The 22,167-nt window shown below is 44.3% G+C and carries 17 protein-coding genes; 10 read left to right on the forward strand and 7 right to left on the reverse strand.

From position 1 onward, the window contains the following. Positions 1-141: 141 nt before the first annotated feature. Positions 142-1,572 (forward strand): exodeoxyribonuclease I, encoded by a 1,431-nt coding sequence (gene sbcB / locus GTW09_RS01860; RefSeq protein ID WP_163109952.1) that lies wholly within the window; start codon positions 142-144, stop codon positions 1,570-1,572. Between the two features lie 150 nt (positions 1,573-1,722). Next, positions 1,723-3,378, forward strand: a complete 1,656-nt coding sequence (locus GTW09_RS01865; RefSeq protein WP_163109543.1) for a DUF342 domain-containing protein — start codon at positions 1,723-1,725, stop codon at positions 3,376-3,378. A gap of 85 nt (positions 3,379-3,463) precedes the next feature. Here GTW09_RS01865 and GTW09_RS01870 read toward each other — a convergent pair whose 3' ends face one another. The 4 genes from GTW09_RS01870 to GTW09_RS01885 all read right to left on the reverse strand — a co-directional run bounded on the left by GTW09_RS01870 (position 3,464) and on the right by GTW09_RS01885 (position 8,419). After that, complete coding sequence (locus tag GTW09_RS01870) at positions 3,464-4,912, reverse strand: diguanylate cyclase (RefSeq protein WP_163109546.1); 1,449 nt, start codon at positions 4,910-4,912, stop codon at positions 3,464-3,466. A 105-nt stretch (positions 4,913-5,017) separates the two neighbouring features. Then, on the reverse strand, positions 5,018-6,253 hold the full coding sequence (gene kynU, locus GTW09_RS01875) for a kynureninase (protein ID WP_163109549.1): 1,236 nt from the start codon (positions 6,251-6,253) through the stop codon (positions 5,018-5,020). Continuing rightward, positions 6,246-7,136 (reverse strand): alpha/beta hydrolase family protein, encoded by an 891-nt coding sequence (locus GTW09_RS01880; protein ID WP_163109552.1) that lies wholly within the window; start codon positions 7,134-7,136, stop codon positions 6,246-6,248. The genes kynU and GTW09_RS01880 overlap by 8 nt, the downstream gene beginning before the upstream one ends. 107 nt (positions 7,137-7,243) lie before the next feature. Then, positions 7,244-8,419, reverse strand: a complete 1,176-nt coding sequence (locus GTW09_RS01885; RefSeq protein WP_163109555.1) for a thiolase family protein — start codon at positions 8,417-8,419, stop codon at positions 7,244-7,246. 510 nt (positions 8,420-8,929) lie between these two features. Here GTW09_RS01885 and GTW09_RS01890 point away from each other — a divergent pair. From GTW09_RS01890 to GTW09_RS01920, 7 genes are all read left to right on the forward strand, one after another. Continuing rightward, positions 8,930-9,337, forward strand: coding sequence for a MerR family transcriptional regulator (locus GTW09_RS01890; protein WP_071979190.1), 408 nt, complete (start codon positions 8,930-8,932; stop codon positions 9,335-9,337). Then, entirely contained in the window at positions 9,334-10,503 is a 1,170-nt protein-coding gene (locus tag GTW09_RS01895) for an isovaleryl-CoA dehydrogenase (protein ID WP_163109558.1), read from the forward strand. Before GTW09_RS01890 ends, GTW09_RS01895 begins: the two co-directional genes overlap by 4 nt. Positions 10,504-10,799: 296 nt before the next feature. After that, positions 10,800-12,407 (forward strand): carboxyl transferase domain-containing protein, encoded by a 1,608-nt coding sequence (locus GTW09_RS01900; RefSeq protein ID WP_071979192.1) that lies wholly within the window; start codon positions 10,800-10,802, stop codon positions 12,405-12,407. 11 nt (positions 12,408-12,418) lie between these two features. Then, a complete protein-coding gene (locus GTW09_RS01905) occupies positions 12,419-13,210 on the forward strand; it encodes an enoyl-CoA hydratase/isomerase family protein (RefSeq protein WP_163109561.1) in 792 nt (263 codons plus the stop codon). Beyond that, entirely contained in the window at positions 13,210-15,228 is a 2,019-nt protein-coding gene (locus GTW09_RS01910) for an acetyl/propionyl/methylcrotonyl-CoA carboxylase subunit alpha (protein WP_163109564.1), read from the forward strand. The genes GTW09_RS01905 and GTW09_RS01910 overlap by 1 nt, the downstream gene beginning before the upstream one ends. 14 nt (positions 15,229-15,242) lie before the next feature. Beyond that, the gene (locus GTW09_RS01915; RefSeq protein WP_163109567.1) at positions 15,243-16,142 is read left to right on the forward strand and encodes a hydroxymethylglutaryl-CoA lyase; all 900 of its coding nucleotides are present in this window, start codon (positions 15,243-15,245) and stop codon (positions 16,140-16,142) included. 541 nt (positions 16,143-16,683) lie between these two features. Beyond that, entirely contained in the window at positions 16,684-17,688 is a 1,005-nt protein-coding gene (locus tag GTW09_RS01920) for a transposase (RefSeq protein WP_163109570.1), read from the forward strand. Here GTW09_RS01920 and GTW09_RS01925 read toward each other — a convergent pair whose 3' ends face one another. Both GTW09_RS01925 and GTW09_RS01930 read right to left on the reverse strand, forming a co-directional pair. Further along, entirely contained in the window at positions 17,689-18,849 is a 1,161-nt protein-coding gene (locus tag GTW09_RS01925) for an MFS transporter (RefSeq protein WP_163109572.1), read from the reverse strand. A 114-nt stretch (positions 18,850-18,963) separates the two neighbouring features. Next, entirely contained in the window at positions 18,964-19,497 is a 534-nt protein-coding gene (locus GTW09_RS01930; protein WP_163109575.1) for an SRPBCC family protein, read from the reverse strand. A gap of 553 nt (positions 19,498-20,050) precedes the next feature. Here GTW09_RS01930 and glgC point away from each other — a divergent pair. Then, entirely contained in the window at positions 20,051-21,316 is a 1,266-nt protein-coding gene (gene glgC, locus GTW09_RS01935; RefSeq protein WP_071979199.1) for a glucose-1-phosphate adenylyltransferase, read from the forward strand. 18 nt (positions 21,317-21,334) lie between these two features. Here glgC and GTW09_RS01940 read toward each other — a convergent pair whose 3' ends face one another. Next, on the reverse strand, positions 21,335-22,138 hold the full coding sequence (locus GTW09_RS01940) for an alpha/beta fold hydrolase (RefSeq protein WP_163109954.1): 804 nt from the start codon (positions 22,136-22,138) through the stop codon (positions 21,335-21,337). Positions 22,139-22,167: the final 29 nt, after the last annotated feature.

The raw sequence follows: 22,167 nt of genomic DNA on the forward strand, positions 1-22,167 counted from the left end.
GGAGCATTTTACTGCCGTTTTTATCACCTTTCTTGTAACCGAGCAGGACAATAATACGATGCAAAGTTGGCGCTAAACGCCTTGCCGTGTAAACTCTACGAAAATTAATGGCACCCTATTTACGGAGCAACTTTGGCGGTTATGCAGACACCTACCTTTTTATGGCACGACTTTGAAACGTTTGGCACTAATACCCACAAAGATTTGCCTTGCCAGTTTGCAGCAGTGCGAACAGATGAAAACTTAAATATTGTGGGAAAGCCCATCAATATAATGTCTGCAATAGCAAACGACTACCTTCCCCACCCAGAGGCCTGCCTTGTTACGGGTATTACACCTCAACAAACCTTAAGAGATGGCATGAATGAGGCCGACTTTGCCTCTAAGATCTTTGAAGAAATGTCGCTCCCCAATACGTGCAGTGTGGGTTACAACAGTATTCGATTCGATGATGAGGTGGCGAGGTTTCTTTTTTATCGAAACTTCTTCGACCCGTATGCAAGAGAATGGCGCAACGGAAATAGCCGGTGGGATATTATAGATCTTGCCCGTGCATGCTATGCACTGCGTCCAGAGGGCATTGAGTGGCCGGAACGGGATGACGGAACACCAAGCTTTAGATTAGAACTACTCACGCAAGCCAACAATTTAGAGCACGGTAATGCCCACGATGCTTTAAGCGATGTCTACGCCACTATAGCCTTGGCTAAGCTAATTAAAGAGAAGCAACCACGACTGTTTGATTATGCCTTTTCGCTAAGAAACAAACACGCTGTTATGGAGCAGATTGACGTCTCGAAGCCCTCTGTATTGCTGCACATATCATCGAAGTTACCTGCTGCCCAAGGTTGTTGTACATGGATAATGCCTATTGCGAAACATCCCAAAAACGGCAACGGATTCATTACTGTCGATTTATCTCATGACGTTGATAGCCTAATTCATGATTCACCCGAGGAGATAAAACAAAAGCTCTACGCACCATCCGAACACTTTGCCGATAAAAAGGAGCGTCCGGGTGTAAAATTAATCCACGCCAATCGTTCGCCTTTTATTACTACGGCAAAAGCAATGTCAGAAGAAAACGCCATGCGTTTAGGACTTGAACGCGAGAAATGCCTAGATAACTATCGCAAACTAGCCTCTCATCCTGAAATTGCAGAAAAGCTGATTGCTGTGTACAGCGCAGAAGACGAGCACGACGAGAACGACATCGACCACGCGCTCTATAGCGGAGGCTTTTTAAGCGATGCAGACAGACGCTGGTGCGAACAAGTTGTCGCGGCTAGCCCTGAAAATTTGCCGGCTCTTGCAGATTTAACCCAACATCAAGGCTTGCGAACTTTACTCTTTAGATACCGCGCTAGAAACTACCCAAGTACCCTGACAGCGGATGAGATGACGCGCTGGCAACGCCATCGCCAATCACGATTAACCGACGCTTCGTCAAACGGCTCCATTACATTAGATACTTATTTGGTGAAGCTTGAACAACTGGCTCATGAGCATAGCGACAACCCCGATAAACAGGCAATTTTGCGCGCACTATTTCAATATGCTGAAAACCTTTGACGTAAAGCCCTTATAAGAATAAATTGATAGCTAACGGATTAGCGGTACTGTTACCTCGCAAGGCAGAAACGCATTAGTGAGTAGTACTATTTAGAAAGAATATGAGCAGCCGATAATAAAACCAATAAGCGCTCAGGGGATTATGTTTTCATGAATGGCGTAACAATTAGCTTCGACAAATCTAGAACCTATATCAATTTAATGCTTAACCCTACCGAGTTTGAAGCAGACGTTGATATGAGTGAGATCCGCAAACAGCTGGAAAGCGGCGAGACATCTGGTCTCTATATTTCAGAGAAAGCGTTAAAATCGGCATGCGATACTGCCAACCATTATTTCAAAACCGATGATGGCACCATAGTGCAAGAACGCATTGGTGAGCGAAAAAATGCGGAAGTCGAGTTTCGCATCCCCGAAGATTCTATGACTGCCAATTTGGTTCTTACAACACCTTATGGTGGCAGATTACCCTCTTTTGCCGCAGTTATGTCTCTTGCAATGAAAAATAAAATTGTAAAAGGAATAAGTACCAAACGCATTAAAGCGCTTTTAAAGAGAGCCCAAAAGGCTACTAGCGGCGAAATTCTTGAAGAGACAATTGCAAAAGGTTTGCCCCCAAGGAATGGCAAGAACTCTAAATTTGTCCCCTTGGTACCCAATGCACTGGACAGAATTTTGCGCCCCCAATCACAAGGCGGTGAGCGGGTTGACATGCGTAATCTTGGCGAAGTGATCTGCGTGAAGGTTGACACACCTGTACTAAAACGAACAGCACCAACGCAAGGCCGCTCTGGTTTTGACGTTAAAGGTAATAAGCTGCCAAGCGTTGCTGGCGAATGGCTTGAGTTTAAGATGGGCACGGGCACTGTAGTATCAGACAGCGACTCTAACCTGCTTATCTCTGCCATATCTGGTATGCCTAAATACCGAGACCAGATAATGAATATAGACGACACCTTTATTTGTAGCGGTGTAAACGTGGGCTCTGGCCATGTTAATTATGAAGGTGCTGTTTTAGTGAATGGCGATGTTACTGAGAAGATGCAGATAAAAGCGTCTGGTGATGTCACAATCAATGGCTTTGTAGAATCGGCCTATATCGAGTCTGGCGGCGATATCATTATTACCGAAGGCGCGATGGGCAAGGTTAATGACACTGAAGGCGAATATCAATGCAAGCTTATGGCTGCTGGCAGTATTCACGTGCAGCACGGCCAAGGTGTCGAAATGCAATGCAAAGGCGATGTCACAATTGGAAGGCAACTTGCCTACAGTAGGGTTCGTTGTGGCGGTGCTGTAGTCGTGGGTCAAATTGACAACCCAATGGGCAATTTATTTGCTTGTGACATAGTAAGCCAAGGCAGAGTGGAAGCCGGAACTTTAGGCGCAGTATCTGGTAGTACATTGAAAATTGACTTTAGCCCCGGCTTTAACCAATTGCTTGAACGAAAAGACGGCATTGATGAACTACTTAAGCAAATTCGCGAAAACAATTTAAAGCATAAAGAAAAAATTGACCTGCTAAAAAGCAAAAAGGTTCCTAAAGAGTTAAAGCGAAAAATGACAGACGCCCTTGAGCTATTTAACAATGAAACTGCGCTGCTCGAGTGGATTGAAGCAAAAGCCTATGAGATAAAAGTTGCTAAAGAAAGTTATCAATCAGACGTAAAACTTATTGCTAACAAGCGACTCTATGCAGGGGTTACTGCTAAGTTGAATAATAGAAACTGGCGTTCTGAAAGAGAATACAATCGCTCACGCGTTCGCTACGATGCACACCAATGGCATTACGACCCTATCGTTTAATCCGTGCTTAGCTTATTCTAGGCCAGCTACTCGTATGAGCTGGTCTAGCTTACTATTAAAGTTTTGATTGCCAAGACTCTGGCTGCTATTCATGTGAAGCAGCGATGTCGCACCCTAACCTATCCGTTTTATTTAAGGCTGCCAACGTACGCTCATACCAGTCTGAAAACTCTTCCTCATCTTTAAGCTCAGCTAAGCCAATTGACACTTTCATCATCGACATGAGGCTTTTCTGTTTTTTGATGCTCTCTAACAACCTAGCAGCCAATGTTTCTGCGGCGTCTAGTTGTGTTTGGGGGCACAATATAATGAATTGCTGCTCGTTAAACCTAGATACTACATCCACTTCTCGAATGGTGCTCAAGCAGCTTGATGCACAGCGCTTGAGCATATCTTCGCGAACAAAATCATCGATTGCTCTCTCTTTATTATTGCGCTGTTCAAGCGAGATAATAATAAGCGTTGCAGTAGTGTGAAATCGTTGGAAACGAGAAATTTCTTCTTCTGCTCGTTGGATCATGTGGTTTCGATTATACAAACCGGTGATTTTGTCGTGAGCAGATAAGAACGCCAAAGCACGATTCTTTTCTAATAAAGCGGCCTTCAACTCACCGATTCGCGTGTCTTTACTAGCCAAAACATGCTTGTATTCGCGCAGGTAGCGACTGCGATATATAAGCCCTATTAGTACAATTAATACAAAAACTACACACAACAACAAAACTGAGTAGTTGCGGCTTTCACGCACTTTAACATTGTTCCATTGCTTATAAATAGCCACTTTCTTTTCTTCAGGTATGCGTTCAATGGCAAAGTTTAATTTTTTAATTAAATGGCTGGATGATTTATTGACCCCAAAAGCGAGTGAATCATGAGGCTCGGCGTACCCCACTATGCTTAACCCCTCTAGATCTTGATTATTAATATGCATATTCATACTCAGCAGAGAGCCTACAAGCACATCGAATTTATTATCGAGAAGTTGTTTCAACCCCTCTTGCTCTGAGGACAACATAGAAATACGAACATTGGGGTAATGACGATAGATGTATTCAAGCTGACGGTAACCATCAACTATACCCACCGTACGATTACCAAGCCCAGAATACCCTTGGACCATGGGTGTTCCCTCTTTGGCCACTAGTACATTGGGCGCCTCGAAATACGGGAGGCTGAAGTCGAGAAACTGGCGCCGATAGTCTGACGTATTCAGCATAGGGATAACCTGACATCGCCCCTGCTGAACATATTCTAAACTCTGCTGCCAGTTTTCAGTAGGCACGAGGGTAAACGACAGGTCGGCCAGATCCCCTATCAGCGCTAGGTATTGCGCAGAGATACCCACATGGCGATTATTGCGAATTGCTTCGTAAGGCGCCCAGTTAGGATCGATACAATAGGTAACTTTTTCAACGTTATTGTTAAGTATGTCGCTTTCGATACTATTTTCGACCAGAGCGAAAGCTTGGCAAAAGAAAACATTTACGAGCGTAAATGCTGCCCACCCAATGTTTCGAGCTAACTTTGAAATCATACTTACTGGAATTAAGAAACTACCGACAATGGGGCAAGTATTCATTGACCTAAGCCAATTTGCAACGACTTTGGCCCGAATAAGTGCAACTAAGTCGCTAACTGGCTAAGTTACGTGCTGTTTGCGCTGAAACACCTCGTTTTCATACGTTTTATTTCGCATAATTTCGGCGAGTTTTAACACGGCCAACTCAACGTCGGCAAAAGAAAGGTACAACGGAGCAAAACCTATACGTAAAATATTCGGCGCACGAAAATCAGCAATAACGCCTTCAGCAATCCATGCCTGGCATATGGCATAGGCATCTGGATGTGAGAGCGCGAGTTGGCTACCTCGGTTTTCAATTGCTGGGCTAACTATTTCCATATAATCACACAATCCAGCTCGTTTACCTTCCGCAGCAAAAAATGCCTGTAGTTTTTTCGATTTCTCATCAATGGCTTTCAAAGTGACACTTTCAAATACAGAAAGTGCCGCATCAAGTACACTCATGCTCAAAATTGCCGGCGTTCCGCACAAATTTTGATTAACTGAATTTTGCGCCTCGTAGTCAGGCGTAAAAGCAAAGGGCGATTTATGGCCCATCCACCCAGATAGAGGCTGCCTGTATTCCTCCTGATGCCTTTTTGCAACATACACAAACGCCGGAGAACCCGGTCCTCCATTCAAGTATTTATATGTGCAACCAACGGCAAAATCTACTTGGCATTCGTCTAATTCTACAACAAATGCCCCAGCGCTATGTGCCAAATCCCATAGCGTCAATATGCCCATTGTATGCGCTTGTCGTGTAACAGCTTCCATATTCTGCTTAAAGCCAGAACGAAAGTTGACTTGAGTGAGCATCAACACGGCTATATCGTCGGTTAGTTGGCTCTCAACATCGGCTTCATCAATGTATCGAATACTGTACTCATCACCAAGAAGACTGAGTAGGCCCTGTACCATGTAAATATCGGTAGGAAAATTATCTCGCGTGGTAGCGATAACCTTGCGTTCGGGACGCATTTTAAGCGCTGCGCTCAGTACTTTAAATAAGTTGATGGAGATAGAATCACAACAAACTACCTGCCCTTTTCCAGCGCCAATCAGAGCCCCAATTTTATCCCCTACTTTTTGCGGTAGATTAATCCAGTCGTGACAATTCCAACTTTTAATTAAGTCCGTACCCCATTGATTATTTACCACTTCTTGAGCTCTTGTCTGTGCTGCTTTCGGGAGAGGGCCCAACGAATTACCGTCTAGATAAACCGTATTAGGTGGTAACGAAAATCTTTCCGCTACATGGCGCAAGGGATCTTTATCGTCTAATTGCTTGGCGGAAAAAACCTTATTAATCATTTGCTGTCACTACCTTAATAAGTGCTTTGTAAGAGTCAGTTTGAGGGTGAAGCCAGTCAAAGTGGCCCCCGTTGGGAATAGAAATCGTCTGTGCATTATCATCGATACTGTGACGAGTAGGTACAATATTATCCTCGTTACCTTGCATAAGAATGACAGGAAACGGAATGCGACTTAACTGTGGTGTAGCCTTTTTATAGTCATAAGGGATGTTATCTGGCGTATCCCCCATAAACGCCGTTGTGGCCGTTTGGCAGCTATTTTCACCTCGAGCGTATTGTGCAATATCTGTAATTGCAGCAAGACCTATCACCGATTTTATCGTGATGTTATCGGGTATCGATGCTGCATTTTGAGAAGCAAGGAGCGCCAAATGACCACCAGCAGAATGGCCAATAATATACACTTCTTTGGGGCCAAGCTTCGAGAGTTCAAAAAGTGAATGACTAACTCCGCTTTTAACATCTTCTAGGCTGCCAGGCCAACCTCCTCCTTCATCACCGCTTCGTCGATATTCTACAGCAAACGTATCAATACCCTCATTGGCCAGAGACGTGTAGAAGCCTTTCCCATGAGATAAGTCATAAGCATTTAACCAGCAGCCGCCGTGAATAAAAATAATCGCTTTATTGGCTACTTGTCCGTTATGTGAAGATTCAACCTTTGCTCGCCAATAGGAAATTGTTTGTAATTCTGAATTGCCGTAAGCGTATACGCTAGTTGGCGCAGACGCAGGGAGAGTGGACAACGTGCTATAGGCAACTTGTTCAGCTTTTGTACGTTGGTTGCTTTCATTTCCAATAGGTGCGTGTTCTGGACGAGTCGAGCAACCAAAGGCAAACGCAACCATGCAAGACAATGAAATTAGATTTTTTAGCGCCATAGAACGTTCTTATTATTTTTCTTTTATCATTAAAACATGAATGGCACCCAAATGGGTGCCATTGCCAGCATTAAAGTTATTTAACAATGTAAACCTTGGCCTGAAGGCTACATCATTTCAACTGCAAGGGCCACACCCTCACCGCCGCCTATGCATAATGATGCAATACCGCGCTTCTTATCTTGTTGCTTAAGCGCGTGCAGCAAAGTAACCAACAGCCTCGCTCCCGAAGCACCAATTGGATGACCAAGGGCACATGCACCACCTTTCACGTTGACCTTACTGGCATCAAGATTGAGCTTTTTCATCGCTAGCATGGTGACCATGGCGAAAGCTTCATTGATTTCAAATAAGTCAACCTCATCCTTCGACCAGCCCGCTTTGTCTAAAACTTTTTCCATCGCGCCGACCGGTGCCACGGTGAAGTTTTCAGGTTCAATAGAGTGTGTCGCGTGGGCAACCACTTTGGCCAGTGGCGTTAACCCCATTTCTTTAGCTTTATCCTCGCTCATGACCAATAGTGCTGCAGCACCGTCAGATATGGAGCTAGAGTTTGCTGCAGTCACAGTTCCGTCTTTCTTAAACGCTGGACGTAATGAAGGAATCTTTTCCGGCTTCGCAGAGCCAGGGCCTTCATCAGTGTCTACAACGACATCCCCTTTTCTACCAGAAATAGTCACTTCAACTATTTCATCTTTAAACGTACCGCTGTTGATGGCTTCATGGGCTTTTGAAAGCGAACTCAGCGCAAACTCATCCATTTGTTCGCGAGTGATATTTTCGCTGTCTGCAGTGTCTTGCGCAAAACATCCCATAGCTTTGCCATCATAGGCATTTTCAAGCCCGTCTACCATCATATGATCAAGTACTTGACCGTGACCCATACGATACCCCGTGCGCGCTTTCGGTAGCATGTAAGGCGCATTGCTCATGCTTTCCATGCCGCCAGCTACCACGGTTTCGGCGCTACCTGCTTTTATCAGGTCATGTGCAATCATCACCGCTTTTAGCCCAGAGCCGCATACTTTGTTAATGGTCGTTACGCCTGCACTGAGCGGTAAACCTGCACCTAAAGACGCCTGACGGGCCGGCGATTGCCCCAACCCAGCAGGCAGTACACAGCCCATAACAACCTCATCAATTTGCGAGACATCCATGCTTTCACATGTCGCCTTAATAGCAATCTCGCCTAAGTCAGTTGCACTCAGCGGTGCTAAACTGCCGTTGAATCCACCCATTGGAGTACGCTTTGCAGCTACGATAACTACTGTTTTATCACTCATAACATTACCTTTAATATTCAATTAATTTAATCACTTAGGCGATAACGCTTACCGCTTTGTATACAAAAGTAAACACCCACAACCCAGCTAAACAAAGTCCGTCTTCATGAAAAATTGACGTTAGCAAAATGTTACTTTACCTTTACGTAAAATGTAATTAACGTTAACGTAAACCTGTCAAAAGGTTCTGTCAACCAAACACAACAGTCTTGTTTGATACTTGGGGAAAATAAAACTAACAGCGCGTTCTTTTTTACTCACCGATCAAGTTAGTAGGTGCTAAACAGAGAACAGAGACACCCACGCTATCGACACAAGAAAGACGTTCTTTCGCCTAATGTTGTTCCAGAACAATGATAAAACTAGGCAAGGACTAGGTGGTAAGGCAGTTAAACCGATTGAGCATAACAGGTGACAAGTGACGCGCTAATGCGCAGCGTTGAGGACATAGTTAGTCCACTCACATATTTTTTGGACAGCAAGAAAATGCTTCACGACAAGGTACATGTAATGAGCAAGTCGGAAAATGAAACTACTTTCGCTATAGGTGAGCTTGCGAGAGAGTTCGATATTACGCCGCGTTCCATTCGTTTTTACGAGGAACAAGGTCTTTTATCGCCCACTCGCACCGGTCAAAACCGCGTTTATCTCAACAAAGATAGAGTGCGCCTAAAGCTGATTTTACGCGGTAAGCGTCTTGGTTTTTCACTTGCTGAGGTGAAAACCTTGTTTGACATGTACGACAGTAATCCGAACTCGGCCGTTCAGCTAGAAGCTATGTTAGAGATGTCCGAGCAAAAGCGTGCGGTTCTTAATCAACAACTAGAAGATATACAAATGTTGATGACAGAACTGGACGACGTTGAAACCAGATGTAGAGAAGAACTCGCAGAACTCAAACGAGGAAAAATCGCATGAACACCTCCTACCCTACAATGAATTTTGGCCTTGGCGAAGAAATGGATATGCTTCGTGATCAAGTGTATCAATTTGCGCAAAAAGAAATCGCGCCGTTAGCGGCTCAGGCTGACGAAGACAATCAATTTCCAAACCATCTTTGGACAAAGCTTGGCGAAATGGGCCTAAATGGTGTCACTGTTTCTGAACAATACGGTGGCTCTGGCATGGGCTACCTAGCGCACACCATTGCAATGGAAGAAGTGAGCAGAGCGTCTGGCGGTATTGGCTTAAGCTATGGCGCTCATTCCAACCTGTGCGTTAACCAAATTTACCGAAATGGTAATGAGGCTCAAAAGGAAAAGTATCTTCCTAAATTAGTGTCTGGTGAGCACATCGGTGCTCTTGCTATGAGTGAGCCTAACGCGGGCTCCGATGTAGTTAGCATGAAATTGCGCGCAGAAAAGCGCGGTGATAAGTACATCTTAAATGGCAATAAAATGTGGATCACCAACGGACCAGATGCGCACACCTTTGTTATTTATGCGAAAACAGACCCATCTGCAGGCCCTCGTGGCATTACAGCATTTATTGTTGAACGCGACTTCCCGGGTTTTAGCAGGGCACAGAAACTCGACAAACTAGGCATGCGCTCTTCAAACACGTGTGAGCTTGTGTTTGAAGATTGCGAAGTGCCAGCTGAAAACATACTAGGCAGTGAAGGCGAAGGCGTGCGCGTGCTTATGAGTGGTTTAGACTATGAACGCCTCGTACTGTCCGGCGGCCCTCTGGGCATTATGCAGGCTTGTATGGACATTGTGGTGCCTTATGTTCACGACAGAGAGCAGTTTGGTCAGTCGATTGGGCAATTTCAACTCGTACAGGGCAAAGTGGCAGACATGTATACCCAGATGAACGCTTCACGGGCCTACGTTTACGCTGTAGCCCAATCATGCGATCGCGGAGAGACAACGCGTAAAGACGCTGCCGGCGCAATTCTATATTCCGCAGAGTTAGCGACCAAAATAGCATTAGACGCTATACAGTTACTTGGTGGTAATGGGTATATCAACGAGTACCCTACTGGTCGACTCCTTCGCGATGCCAAGCTTTATGAAATTGGTGCAGGTACATCTGAAATTAGAAGAATGCTGATAGGTCGCGAGCTATTTAACGAATCGAAATAGTTTGTGCCTCAGTGGCACCACAGACAACATAGAGAAGACAATACAGAGACACCCATGCAAATAAGTTAAACCGCTGTGAAATTGGTAGGTTAGCACGTTCATAAAAATATTAGCGAGACACCCATTCTAACCGGAGTAGTTAGATGGGTGTCTTTATAACAGTCGCAACGGTGCCGTTATGCTAGCTAAATTTTTGTATGGGTGTCTTCGTAACACGTCTTCTTAATACGAATATAAAAAGTTCAAACAACAAATCAATAGCGCCACTATCGAAGCGCTATTACACAGGAGGGGGTATGCCCGTTCTACGTTCAAGTGTTAATACCAAATCTGAAACCTTCATCGCCAATCGCGACCATATGCAAGCGCAAGTGGATGACTTGTATGAAAAAATTCAAAAAATATCCCTTGGCGGTGGTGAAAAAGCGGCAGAGCGCCATATTTCAAGAGGCAAACTTCTTCCAAGAGACAGAATTAACGCGCTTTTAGACGACGACACTCCTTTTCTTGAAATTGGTCAGTTAGCAGCGTGGGAAGTGTACGATGATTACGTGCCTTGCGCAGGAGTAGTAGCCGGTATCGGAATGGTAGCAGGTACCGAATGTATGATTGTAGCGAACGATGCTACGGTAAAAGGTGGCACCTACTACCCTCTTACAGTGAAAAAACATTTAAGAGCGCAAGAAATTGCCGAGCAAAATAATCTCCCTTGCATTTATTTAGTGGACTCTGGTGGCGCAAATTTACCTCGTCAAGATGAAGTGTTTCCTGACAGAGATCATTTTGGCCGGATCTTCTTTAACCAGGCCAATATGTCTGCCAAAAACATCCCTCAAATTGCAGTGGTTATGGGGTCTTGTACGGCAGGCGGCGCATATGTTCCAGCTATGGCAGATGAAAGTATTATCGTAAAGGAGCAAGCCACTATTTTCTTGGGTGGCCCTCCGCTCGTAAAAGCTGCTACTGGCGAAGTTGTGACCGCCGAAGAACTCGGCGGTGGTGATGTTCACACACGCATATCCGGTGTTGCAGACCAACTCGCAAATAATGATCACCATGCCCTTTCGCTTGCAAGAAATGCTGTTTCTAGACTAAACAGAGAAAAGCCTCAGTTGCTCGACGTAAAAGAACCCAAACCGCCTAAATTTGACCCTAAAGAGATTTACGGCATCGTGCCAAAAGACAGCAGGCAAACCTTCGACGTACGCGAGATCATTGCTCGTATTGTAGATGAGTCTGATTTTGATGAGTTTAAACCACTTTATGGAACCACTCTGGTTTGTGGGTTCGCTCGAATCTTTGGAAACCCCGTTGGTATAGTGGCCAACAACGGTATTTTGTTTGGCGAGAGCGCCATGAAAGGTGCCCATTTTGTTGAATTATGTGCCAAGCGAAAAATCCCACTCGTTTTCTTGCAAAACATCACTGGTTTCATGGTCGGAAAGCAATATGAACACGGCGGGATTGCCAAACACGGTGCAAAAATGGTGACGGCTGTAGCCTGTGCCAAAGTGCCGAAGCTTACTGTTCTAATTGGCGGAAGTTTTGGTGCCGGTAACTATGGCATGTGCGGCAGAGCCTACGACCCACGCTTCATGTTCATGTGGCCGAACGCACGAATTTCGGTAATGGGCGGAGAACAAGCAGCCGGCGTGTTAGCACAAGTTAAACGCGACCAAAAAGAACGCGCGGGCGAAAGTTGGAGCGATGAGGAAGAGGCGCAATTTAAGCAGCCAGTTATAGAAAAATACGAGGAACAGGGACATCCATACTATGCGTCTGCACGACTTTGGGATGATGGTGTCATCGATCCCGCAGATACACGTTTAGTGCTTGGTTTGTCGCTATCTGCAGCACTCAATAAGCCCATTGAGGAAACTCAATTCGGCATATTCAGAATGTAGGAGCTAAACACATGGAAAACGCAGTAACCTATCGTATTAACGATGACAACATCGCGGTTATCACATTGAACAGAGCTGAAAAGCATAACGCCTTCAATGATGAAATGATCAAAGAGCTAGAGCATCTTTTTAAGAAAGCGGGTAGCGACGACACAGTACGTGCCGTGGTTTTGCAGGCCGAGGGCAAAAGTTTTAGCGCCGGCGCAGATCTTAACTGGATGAAAAAGATGGCTAGCTATACCGAAGAGCAAAATCACAACGACGCAATGGCACTCGCTACTATGCTTCACACGCTCTATACACTTCTAAAGCCTACTATAGCAAGAGTTCAAGGCGCAGCGTTTGGCGGCGCTATAGGCCTTATTGCCTGCTGCGACATCGCCATCGGAAGTAAGCTAAGCAAGTTTTGCTTGAGCGAAGTCAAAATCGGACTAATACCAGCAACCATAAGCCCGTATGTAATAGAAGCTATGGGTACACGGATCTGCAGACGATATTTTCAAACGGCTGAGGTATTCTCTGCACGCCGCGCTAGGCGCCTAGGCCTATTAAGCGAAGTTGTCAACGAGGACGAGTTAGACAGCACCGTTGATGACATTATCGAAAAAATTCTCAAAAACGGTCCACAAGCGGTATCTCAATCAAAAGCATTAGTACAATGGGTGTCTCACAAAACAATAGACGCTCAAATGCTCGATGAGACCAGTAAATTAATAGCAAAAGTGAGAACGTCAGAAGAAGGCCAAGAGGGTCTTTCCGCTTTTCTTGAAAAACGCAGCGCGGCTTGGTTGGAGACAAAATAATGATAAACAAACTTTTAGTAGCGAACCGAGGCGAAATTGCCTGCAGAGTAATGAAAACAGCCAAACTTTTAGGCATTCAAACGGTTGCGGTTTACTCTGATGCTGACGCCAATGCTCGTCATGTGGCTATGGCAGACGAGGCGGTGAATCTGGGCCCTGCACCCTCAAAGGAAAGTTATTTGCGCGGCGATCTTATTATTGAGCACGCAAAAACCTTAGGGGTAGATGCGATTCATCCAGGCTACGGTTTCTTGTCAGAAAACGCAGAATTTGCCAACCTCTGTAAATCTAACAACATTATTTTTGTGGGTCCTCCCGCCTCAGCAATAGAGGCTATGGGCTCTAAGTCTGCGGCTAAACGCATTATGGAAGAGGCTGGCGTGCCACTGGTACCTGGCTATCACGGTGATGATCAGCAAGAGTCCACGCTGAAAAAATCTGCCGACGAAATGGGCTACCCTGTATTACTGAAAGCTGCGGCAGGTGGCGGCGGCAAAGGTATGCGACAGGTATGGAACGAGAGTGAATTTACTCAAGCACTGAATGCGGCTAAACGAGAGTCTATGGCAAGCTTCGGCGACGACCATATGCTAGTAGAAAAGTACCTCACTCGCCCTCGTCACGTTGAAATTCAGGTTTTCTGTGATAGCCACGGCAACGGCGTTTATCTTTTCGAGCGCGACTGTTCTGTTCAGCGCCGTCATCAAAAAATTATTGAGGAAGCCCCAGCTCCAAACATGTCACAAGAAATACGAGAGCGTATGGGCGAGGCGGCAATATTAGCGGCGAAGGCCATTAATTATGAGGGCGCAGGTACAGTCGAGTTTTTACTTGATGAAGACGGATCCTTCTATTTCATGGAAATGAACACTCGCCTTCAGGTAGAACATCCCGTTACTGAAATGATAACAGGCGAAGATTTAGTTCAGTGGCAACTGAGTGTTGCAGAGGGAAATGCGTTACCAAAAACTCAGCAAGAGCTCACGCTAAACGGACACTCATTCGAAGCGCGTATCTACGCTGAAGATCCTGCCAATAACTTTTTACCCTCTACCGGCACTTTGCATTTGCTACAGCCACCTGAGCAGTCAAGTTTAGTACGAGTAGATACAGGGGTTATTCAGGGCGACGAGGTGAGTGTTTATTACGACCCCATGATTGCAAAGCTTGTGGTATGGGGAGAGTCTCGTGATATCGCTCTCAAGCGCTTGCTTCATGCACTTGGCGATTATCATATTGCCGGTGTTACAACCAATATTGAATTCCTCAAGCGCGTAGCCAGTTTTTCCGCTTTCCAAGCTGCTGAATTAACTACCACTTTTGTAGACAAGCACAACGATGCACTTTTTGCCGAAGTGAAGCGAGACACCCAAGCAAAATTACCCGCAATGGCGTTGTTAGCCATTCTTCATCGTCGTCTTGGTAAAAGCATGGATGTCTTTGATAAGCATTCGCATGAGTCGTCGCCTTGGTTTACTACGGGCGCATGGCGCGCGAATTCGACATACAAAGAACAGGTTACGGTTCTTGTTGGAGAGGAAGAGTTTCACGCCAAGGTAAACCATACTCTCGGTGGTGAGACATCTGAGGCCTGGGAAGTAGTGGTTGGGGACAACACTTTCATCGTGAGCGGCTCGATTAATAATCATCAATTACGTGCCAACATAAACGGTATTGAGTCACGGTATACCTTTGCGGTAAAAGATGATGAGTTTGGTTTGTTTAACCAAGACACCCATATTAACTTCAGCGTTGTCGCTCCTTCACACGGCGACGATGATCATAACAATGGCAATTCAAACTTCGATGCCCCCATGAACGGCACCATTGTGGCGCACTTAGTTAAACCAGGAGAACAGGTTAAAAAAGGTGAACCTATTTTAGTTATGGAAGCAATGAAAATGGAACACAGCATCACGGCACCTAGTGATGGCGTGGTAGATAGCTTCTATTTTGAGCCGGGTGAATTGGTTGATGGCGGGGCTTTACTTCTCGAATTCACGAATGCGGATTCATAAGGAGTTATACAACAATGACCATGCCTAAAGTAGTAAGTATTGTTGAAGTCGGCCCAAGAGACGGACTACAGAATGAAAAATCGATAGTAAGCGTTGAAGAGAAGATAAACTTTATAAACTTGCTTTCGAAGACCGGTATCAAGCGCATTGAGGCAGGAAGTTTTGTTTCTCCCAAATGGGTGCCACAAATGGCAGACTCTGGCGATATCTTTTCAGGTATAGAGAAGAGCCCTTCAATCACCTACTCTGCGCTTACGCCAAACATTAAGGGGTTAGATGCAGCAATTGAGTCAGGAGTTGAGGAGGTGGCTGTATTCGGTGCAGCGTCAGAGTCGTTCTCTATGAAAAACATTAACTGTTCGATAGAAGAGAGTTTGAAAAAATTTGAGCCCGTTATTGCAAAAGCAAATACCCATAACATAAAGGTACGTGGATACGTATCGTGTGTTATGGGCTGTCCTTACGAGGGAGAGATATCGCCAAGTGCAGTTGCAGATGTATCTAAGCGCCTTATAGATATGGGCTGCTATGAAATATCTCTCGGCGATACTATTGGGACTGGAACTCCAGTTGCCACCAAAAGACTTCTTGATAGTGTTTTAAATGTGGTGAATATCAAACAGCTTGCTGTTCATTTTCACGACACTTATGGACAAGCTCTTGTAAACCTTTACTCGGCATTGGAGTATGGTGTCGCAACAATAGATTCCGCCGTGGCAGGTCTTGGAGGGTGTCCTTACGCTAGAGGCGCCAGTGGCAACGTTGCAACGGAAGATGTGCTTTATATGCTTAATGGAATGGGTATAAATACTGGAATTGATATGGAGAAGCTTCTTGTTGCTACTCAATTTATCTCTGAGGTTGTAAATAAAGTTCCCTCATCAAAAGTGGCTAATGCCCTTCTAGCTCGGTAATCTTATTTCTGGCAACTTGCGATAAGCATCCCAGGCTTTGATGAGTTGCCAGAAAGTTCACCAACTTAAACGTCAATTTGATTTGGTTAGAAGCATCATGGGCTTATAGAAAAACCTTTAGCGAGACACCCTCGCTATTTAAGAGTTTTATCGAACCGTTTAACGCTCTCTTAGCAAGAAATTCTAGGCAAGACACCCATCGTATTATTTTTGTAAACGGTAAAACCTGAGTCGGCGATATCCTGGGTGTCTTTGTACCAGTCTTTTTACCCGTCTTTGTATAAGTGCCGTTGTTTCAGAACTTCTCAGCAAACCGACTTTTAGCATCCGAAATTTTCACTCGCAATTTTGCTGAACCTAATCGACACAAAAAACGATTAAAGGCAGGAGTGAAAATAGCCCCAGCGAATTAATGCTTTTCGATGGGTGTCTTCGTAGCTATCCGAAGCTAAGAGGTTTCAAAAACCGTCTTTGTGTCAGGTTTAATCGAGATGCGAGGGTGATAGCTTAATGGTCTATTTTTCTACAAAAATGCAGCCATATGCCACAAAGTCGAAAATCACAAATAAGCCTAGCGGATACGCCTTTTTATCACTGTATTTCTCGTTGCGTACGTAAGTCATTCCTCTGTGGAGTAGACCATGCGACAGGAGAAAGTTACGAGCACCGTAAAGACTGGGTTGAACAACGTTTGCTATTTCTCGCGAGTGTTTTCGCTATCGATATTTGTTCTTACGCAGTGATGAGCAACCATGTTCATGTAATATTGCGCGTTGATCAGCATCCTGCAAGACGATGGGATACTGAGAAAACGTTAATACAGTGGCATAAAATGCACCGCGGTACTTTGCTCACACAAAAATATCTTAAGGGGATAGAATTAACAGATAGTGAACACAAAACCGTAGCTTCAACTGCGAAAATCTACAGAGAAAGGCTGCAAAGCATTAGCTGGTTCATGCGAAACTTAAACGAGTTCATCGCCAGGAAAGCAAATAAAGAAGACGAGTGTACTGGTAGATTTTGGGAGGGAAGATTCAAATCACAAGCACTACTCGACGAGCGCGCATTGTTAGCATGTATGGCTTACGTAGATTTAAATCCATTTCGCGCAGGTATAGCGACCAGTTTATATGACTTAAGTCACACCAGTGTTCTCGTACGACTAAAAGCGGCTTTAAACAAAGGCAAAAAACAGCAATGGAAAACCAAAGGATTAGTGAAATTCAAAGAAAGTGAGGGAGTAGAAGGTGAAAAAACAATTCCATTTTCATTCGATAGTTACCTAAGCTTGCTTAAAAGAAACATGGAATTTATCACTAGCTCAGACACTACACACAAAAAGGCCTCTCTATGCCACTCTGGTCTACCTGAACAAATGGGCTTTAGAGCAGACACCTGGGATACGGCATGTAAAACTATCGAAACGTCCTTTTCTTTTGTTATCGGCTCATCTGAAAGCATGCTTCGTTTTAAAAAGAGCACGAAGAGAAAACGAATGGTGGGAATGACACCGGCAAAGATGCTTTTTGATACCGCAGTTTAGTTACTTCTCCTTTGGCAATATCAGCGTTGAAATAGTGGCAACAATCATCATTGCTGTCATAATATACACAACGGAAAATGATAAAAAAGGGCTGAGGCTAGCGTACAACGCACCAAATCCCAACAATATCACCCCGATGGCAGTGTTTGAAAAACCTACAAGTTCAGTACGCTCCTGCCCTTCTTTCACATCGAGACTATAAGTTTTCCTGCCGGTTCTAACACCAGCATGAGCAATTGATAATACAAAGAAAAGGGTTGCGGAAACGAGAAGCGACTCACTGGGAATTACCAATAACCCAATGCAAGATAAAATAGTAAGGATGCCGGCTATTTGTAGCGTTACCTTCGCGCTGTAATCTGCCACCTTCCCCCATAATAAAGAAGAACACATTGAAGCTAGCGCTTGCGCCGCAATATAGACGGGCAACAGCTTTTGAGCATTTTCCCCGTTTTCTAGCATAAAATACGGGGCAACCAGAGCTGAATGCACAAAGAGACCTCTAACTAAGACAAACTTGTATACTGTTTTATCAAATTTAATAGAAAATACGTTTCCGCTTCCATTCGAATTATCCTCTACTTTTGTCTTCAAGCTGAACATACAAAAAAGCGTGAGGAAAAAAGAAAACGCTGCACAAAACAGAACACCGTACAAAGCGTTGTCTTTAAACGTGCCATCTAAAAGCAATAACGGAACAGCAACGAGTAGGGTCATAACGCCAGATATTGTAGATGCCATTCCTACAAGGTTGCCTCGTTCACCTTTGGGAACTACATCAGCTTCTATATCTTTGACGGTTAATGAACATGCCGATCGCCCTAAACTGAGTAAAACTAAAAATGCCAAAATCCCCCACCCTGCAAAAAACGCCTCAAGCATTAACGCAGAACAAATTATCCCAACTACCGATGCGATTTGAACGCAGATACCTATCCGCCATACTTTATACCTCGCGGCATTGTTTCTAAGATAAAGGCTTATTAGGACTTGAGGCAGTAATGCGCCAGATTCACGTATGGGCACTAGCCACCCAACCATCCAAGCAGGGGCTCCAATAACAATTAACAAGGCAGGCAACGTAGTTTTAGCTGAAATAAGTAAATCAGCCAGCTTATTAAAAGACAGGCCGGAAACTAGACGGTGTTTTTTTTGAACCATGGCAGGTTGTCTATTTTTTTATTTATTGTTTTTACGGGTGATGTACCCCAAGGATCATCTCAATATCAACAAGTTATAAATAATCAGAAAATAAATAGAGAGTTATCAAGTAAGTTAAGCGTTATTTTCAACAACTGTTTTCAAGTTTTCTAAACCAAGCGCAAAATCAGGACCGATAATACCGTCTATAAAGAGAATAAAAAATTTATTGACTGGATTGTTATCTACTGTTCCCTTATCGCGCCAGGTTACCCGGCTTCCTTCGTCAACAGCTTCGATTTCGACTACGCCATCAGAGCCCATATCAAGCTCTGGAAAGAACAGAGAATAGCCAACTTTACTGTTATGTTCTAATAAGGTAATTTCCATCTCACCATCTCCTTGCGTTTCGCTCTTCCACTCTAGCCGCATTCCAATGGCGCGGTCTGGACCTTCATAGGAAAGCTCAATATCTGGGTCACGCTTGAACCACACTCCCCACTTCTCCCATTGCTTTAAATTGACAACATATGGATAAACATCTGACGTTTCTGCGTCAATGATTATACTTCTCTCTACTGTGTAGTGTTGAGGCATAAAAAAACTAGCGACGATGCCGATAACGATTAATGTACTCACAGTAAAGAAGAGTTTCTTCAACACACCCATGTTTTACTCCAGCTTGTTTGCCCAGACAAAATATAACATTTAATTAACAAAAGTCATCGTCCATTTTTCTTATTTATAATGAAAAGAACTCAATAAACGGATTTATATAAACCTAAAAAATACAAAGACACCCAAGCTCTTTTGCAAGAAATTGATGTCGCTTGGTATCGACAATGAGCTGCAGCTTAGTAAGCATGGATGTCTAGATAAAGCGTCTAGATAAAGCACCTTGTGCCGTTCTAAGCTTGGGTGTCTTGATAAAACATTGATAAAACATCTCGATAAAACACCTAGAATGGGTGTCTTGCTTAAAACACCATACAGCCATCAAATCACTTAATGTCATAAATATCATTAAAGTTAATAAAAAGTGACGTAAAGTAACAAACAGCACCTATTATTTTTATAGGGGTTCTGTAAGATGAAACTAGCATTCAAAGATTCTTCACTCGAAACGACAAAGAGCATCAACGAAACGCATATAGCTAAAATTATTCAAGTTCTTCAAATTGCATAACAAGCGGCACCACTTATTAACAGGAGTTTTTTAAGAATGACTGATCGGAGTTCTCGTTACATAAGCAACCTTACTCGCGATACCTATGCGTTAATACTAGCAGGTGGTAAAGGCTCAAGACTCCACGAGCTCACAGCCTGGCGAGCAAAACCCGCACTCTACTTTGGCGGAAAATTTCGGATCATCGATTTCCCACTGTCAAACTGTGTTAATTCAGGTATCAAACGCATCGGTGTTGTTACCCAATACAAATCACACTCGCTTATTCGACACCTTGTTCGTGGCTGGGGCCACTTTAAGAGAGAATTAGGTGAGTCTGTTGAGATCTTGCCAGCCTCTCAACGTTTTTCAGACAACTGGTATGAAGGCACCGCAGACGCGGTATTTCAAAATATTGACATCATTCGAGACGAAATTCCAAAATACGTAATGATTTTATCCGGTGACCATATTTATCGCATGGACTACGGCGATATGCTGGCGAAACACGTTGAATCGGGTGCGAAAATGACGGTGTCCTGCATGGCAGTTCCCGTTGAAGAGGCAGCCGGTGCCTTCGGTGTCATGTCAGTAGATGAGTCTTACCGAATTATTGGTTTTGAAGAGAAGCCAGAGCACCCTACACCTCTGCCGCATGACGAAACACACTGCTTAGCGTCGATGGGGAATTATGTATTCGATACAGAGTTCTTATTCGAACAACTTCGAGTAGACTCTGAAAACATGGGCTCTCAACGAGACTTTGGTAAAGACATTATTCCCGCCATTATTGAAGAGCACAAGGTTCAAGCCTTTCCATACGAAGCAACAGATGGGAACAATGCCTACTGGCGAGACGTGGGCACGCTTGATTCGTTCTGGGATGCCAACATGGAAATGGTTGCACCCGTGCCACAGCTTAACTTGTATGACAAAAAGTGGCCCATTTGGACTTACCAAGAGCAGTTGCCGCCAGCAAAGTTTGTTTGGGAAGATGATGATAGACGTGGTGAAGCCATTAACTCGGTTGTGTCTGGTGGCTGTATTATTTCAGGGTCTACCTTAAGAAACTCTATTTGTTTCTCTAATGTGCGCGTTCATTCCTATGGGCTTATTGAAGATGCCGTTATTTTGCCCGGCGTTGAAATTATGCGCGGCTGTAAGCTCAAGAAGGTTATCATAGACCGAGGGTGCGTTATCCCTGAGGGCACGGTGATTGGTTACGACCACGATGAAGACAGAGCCAGAGGTTTCCGAGTATCGGAGAAGGGCGTGGTGCTGGTAACACGCGAAATGCTGGGCCAGCACACAGGTTCATATTAACCGAAGTCTGTAACGTTTTTAACGGTTCCACTCCCGTAAAGTGGTAGCAATAAATTTTGCTACCGCTTCGGGATGCTCAAGCGGGAACATGTGTCCCCCCTCCATTTCTGTGTGCTCCATAGCGTTATGCTGCATTAAACGTTCATACATCTCAGGTCGGCATACTTTACTTTTCTTCCCTGTTACTAAAATTGCAGGACATCGAAGTTTCCCTTTATATTTACCTAAATTGTGTGGAACGTTTCTAAATAATGCGGCTTCTACATCAGCTTTAAATGTGAGTGAAATGCTGTCTGCATTTTTAGTTGTTACCGCATTAACATAGTCTCTCACGCACCGCTTATCCATATCTCTGAACAATGCCTTACCATGAAAATAAGACACCATGTCTGTTGAGGCTGGCCAGCGCGTATTTCGGGTTTGCGCTAATTTGGCTGGTGTGAGCTTATTAATAAGAGGGGTAAATTTAGCTACTCTGAAAAAGTGACTCATTGGGCCAACAACTAAAGGAGGATCGAAAAGAATTAACCCTCTAAATAGCTCTGGCTCTTCGCACGCAGCCATATAGGAAATAACAGCCCCAAAAGAATGCCCAACGGCAAATACCCCCCGGTCATCTTTATTTTCAGCTTTAATATGCTTTATCAACTCTTGAACTTGGTTGCGCCAGTTTCCATTCACCGGCAGCTTTGGGTCATGGCCAAAGCGTTCCACATGCAAGCGGTTAAAACTGCTAGGCAATGCAGAAAAAAGGGTATTATAACTCCCAGCAGGAAACCCATTAGCATGGGCGAAATGAAAACTTAATTCTGCAGAAGACACCATGTCACTCCTGAACCTAAAGAAAAAGA

Source organism: Alteromonas hispanica (assembly GCF_010500915.1).
GTDB classification, from domain to species: domain Bacteria; phylum Pseudomonadota; class Gammaproteobacteria; order Enterobacterales; family Alteromonadaceae; genus Alteromonas; species Alteromonas hispanica.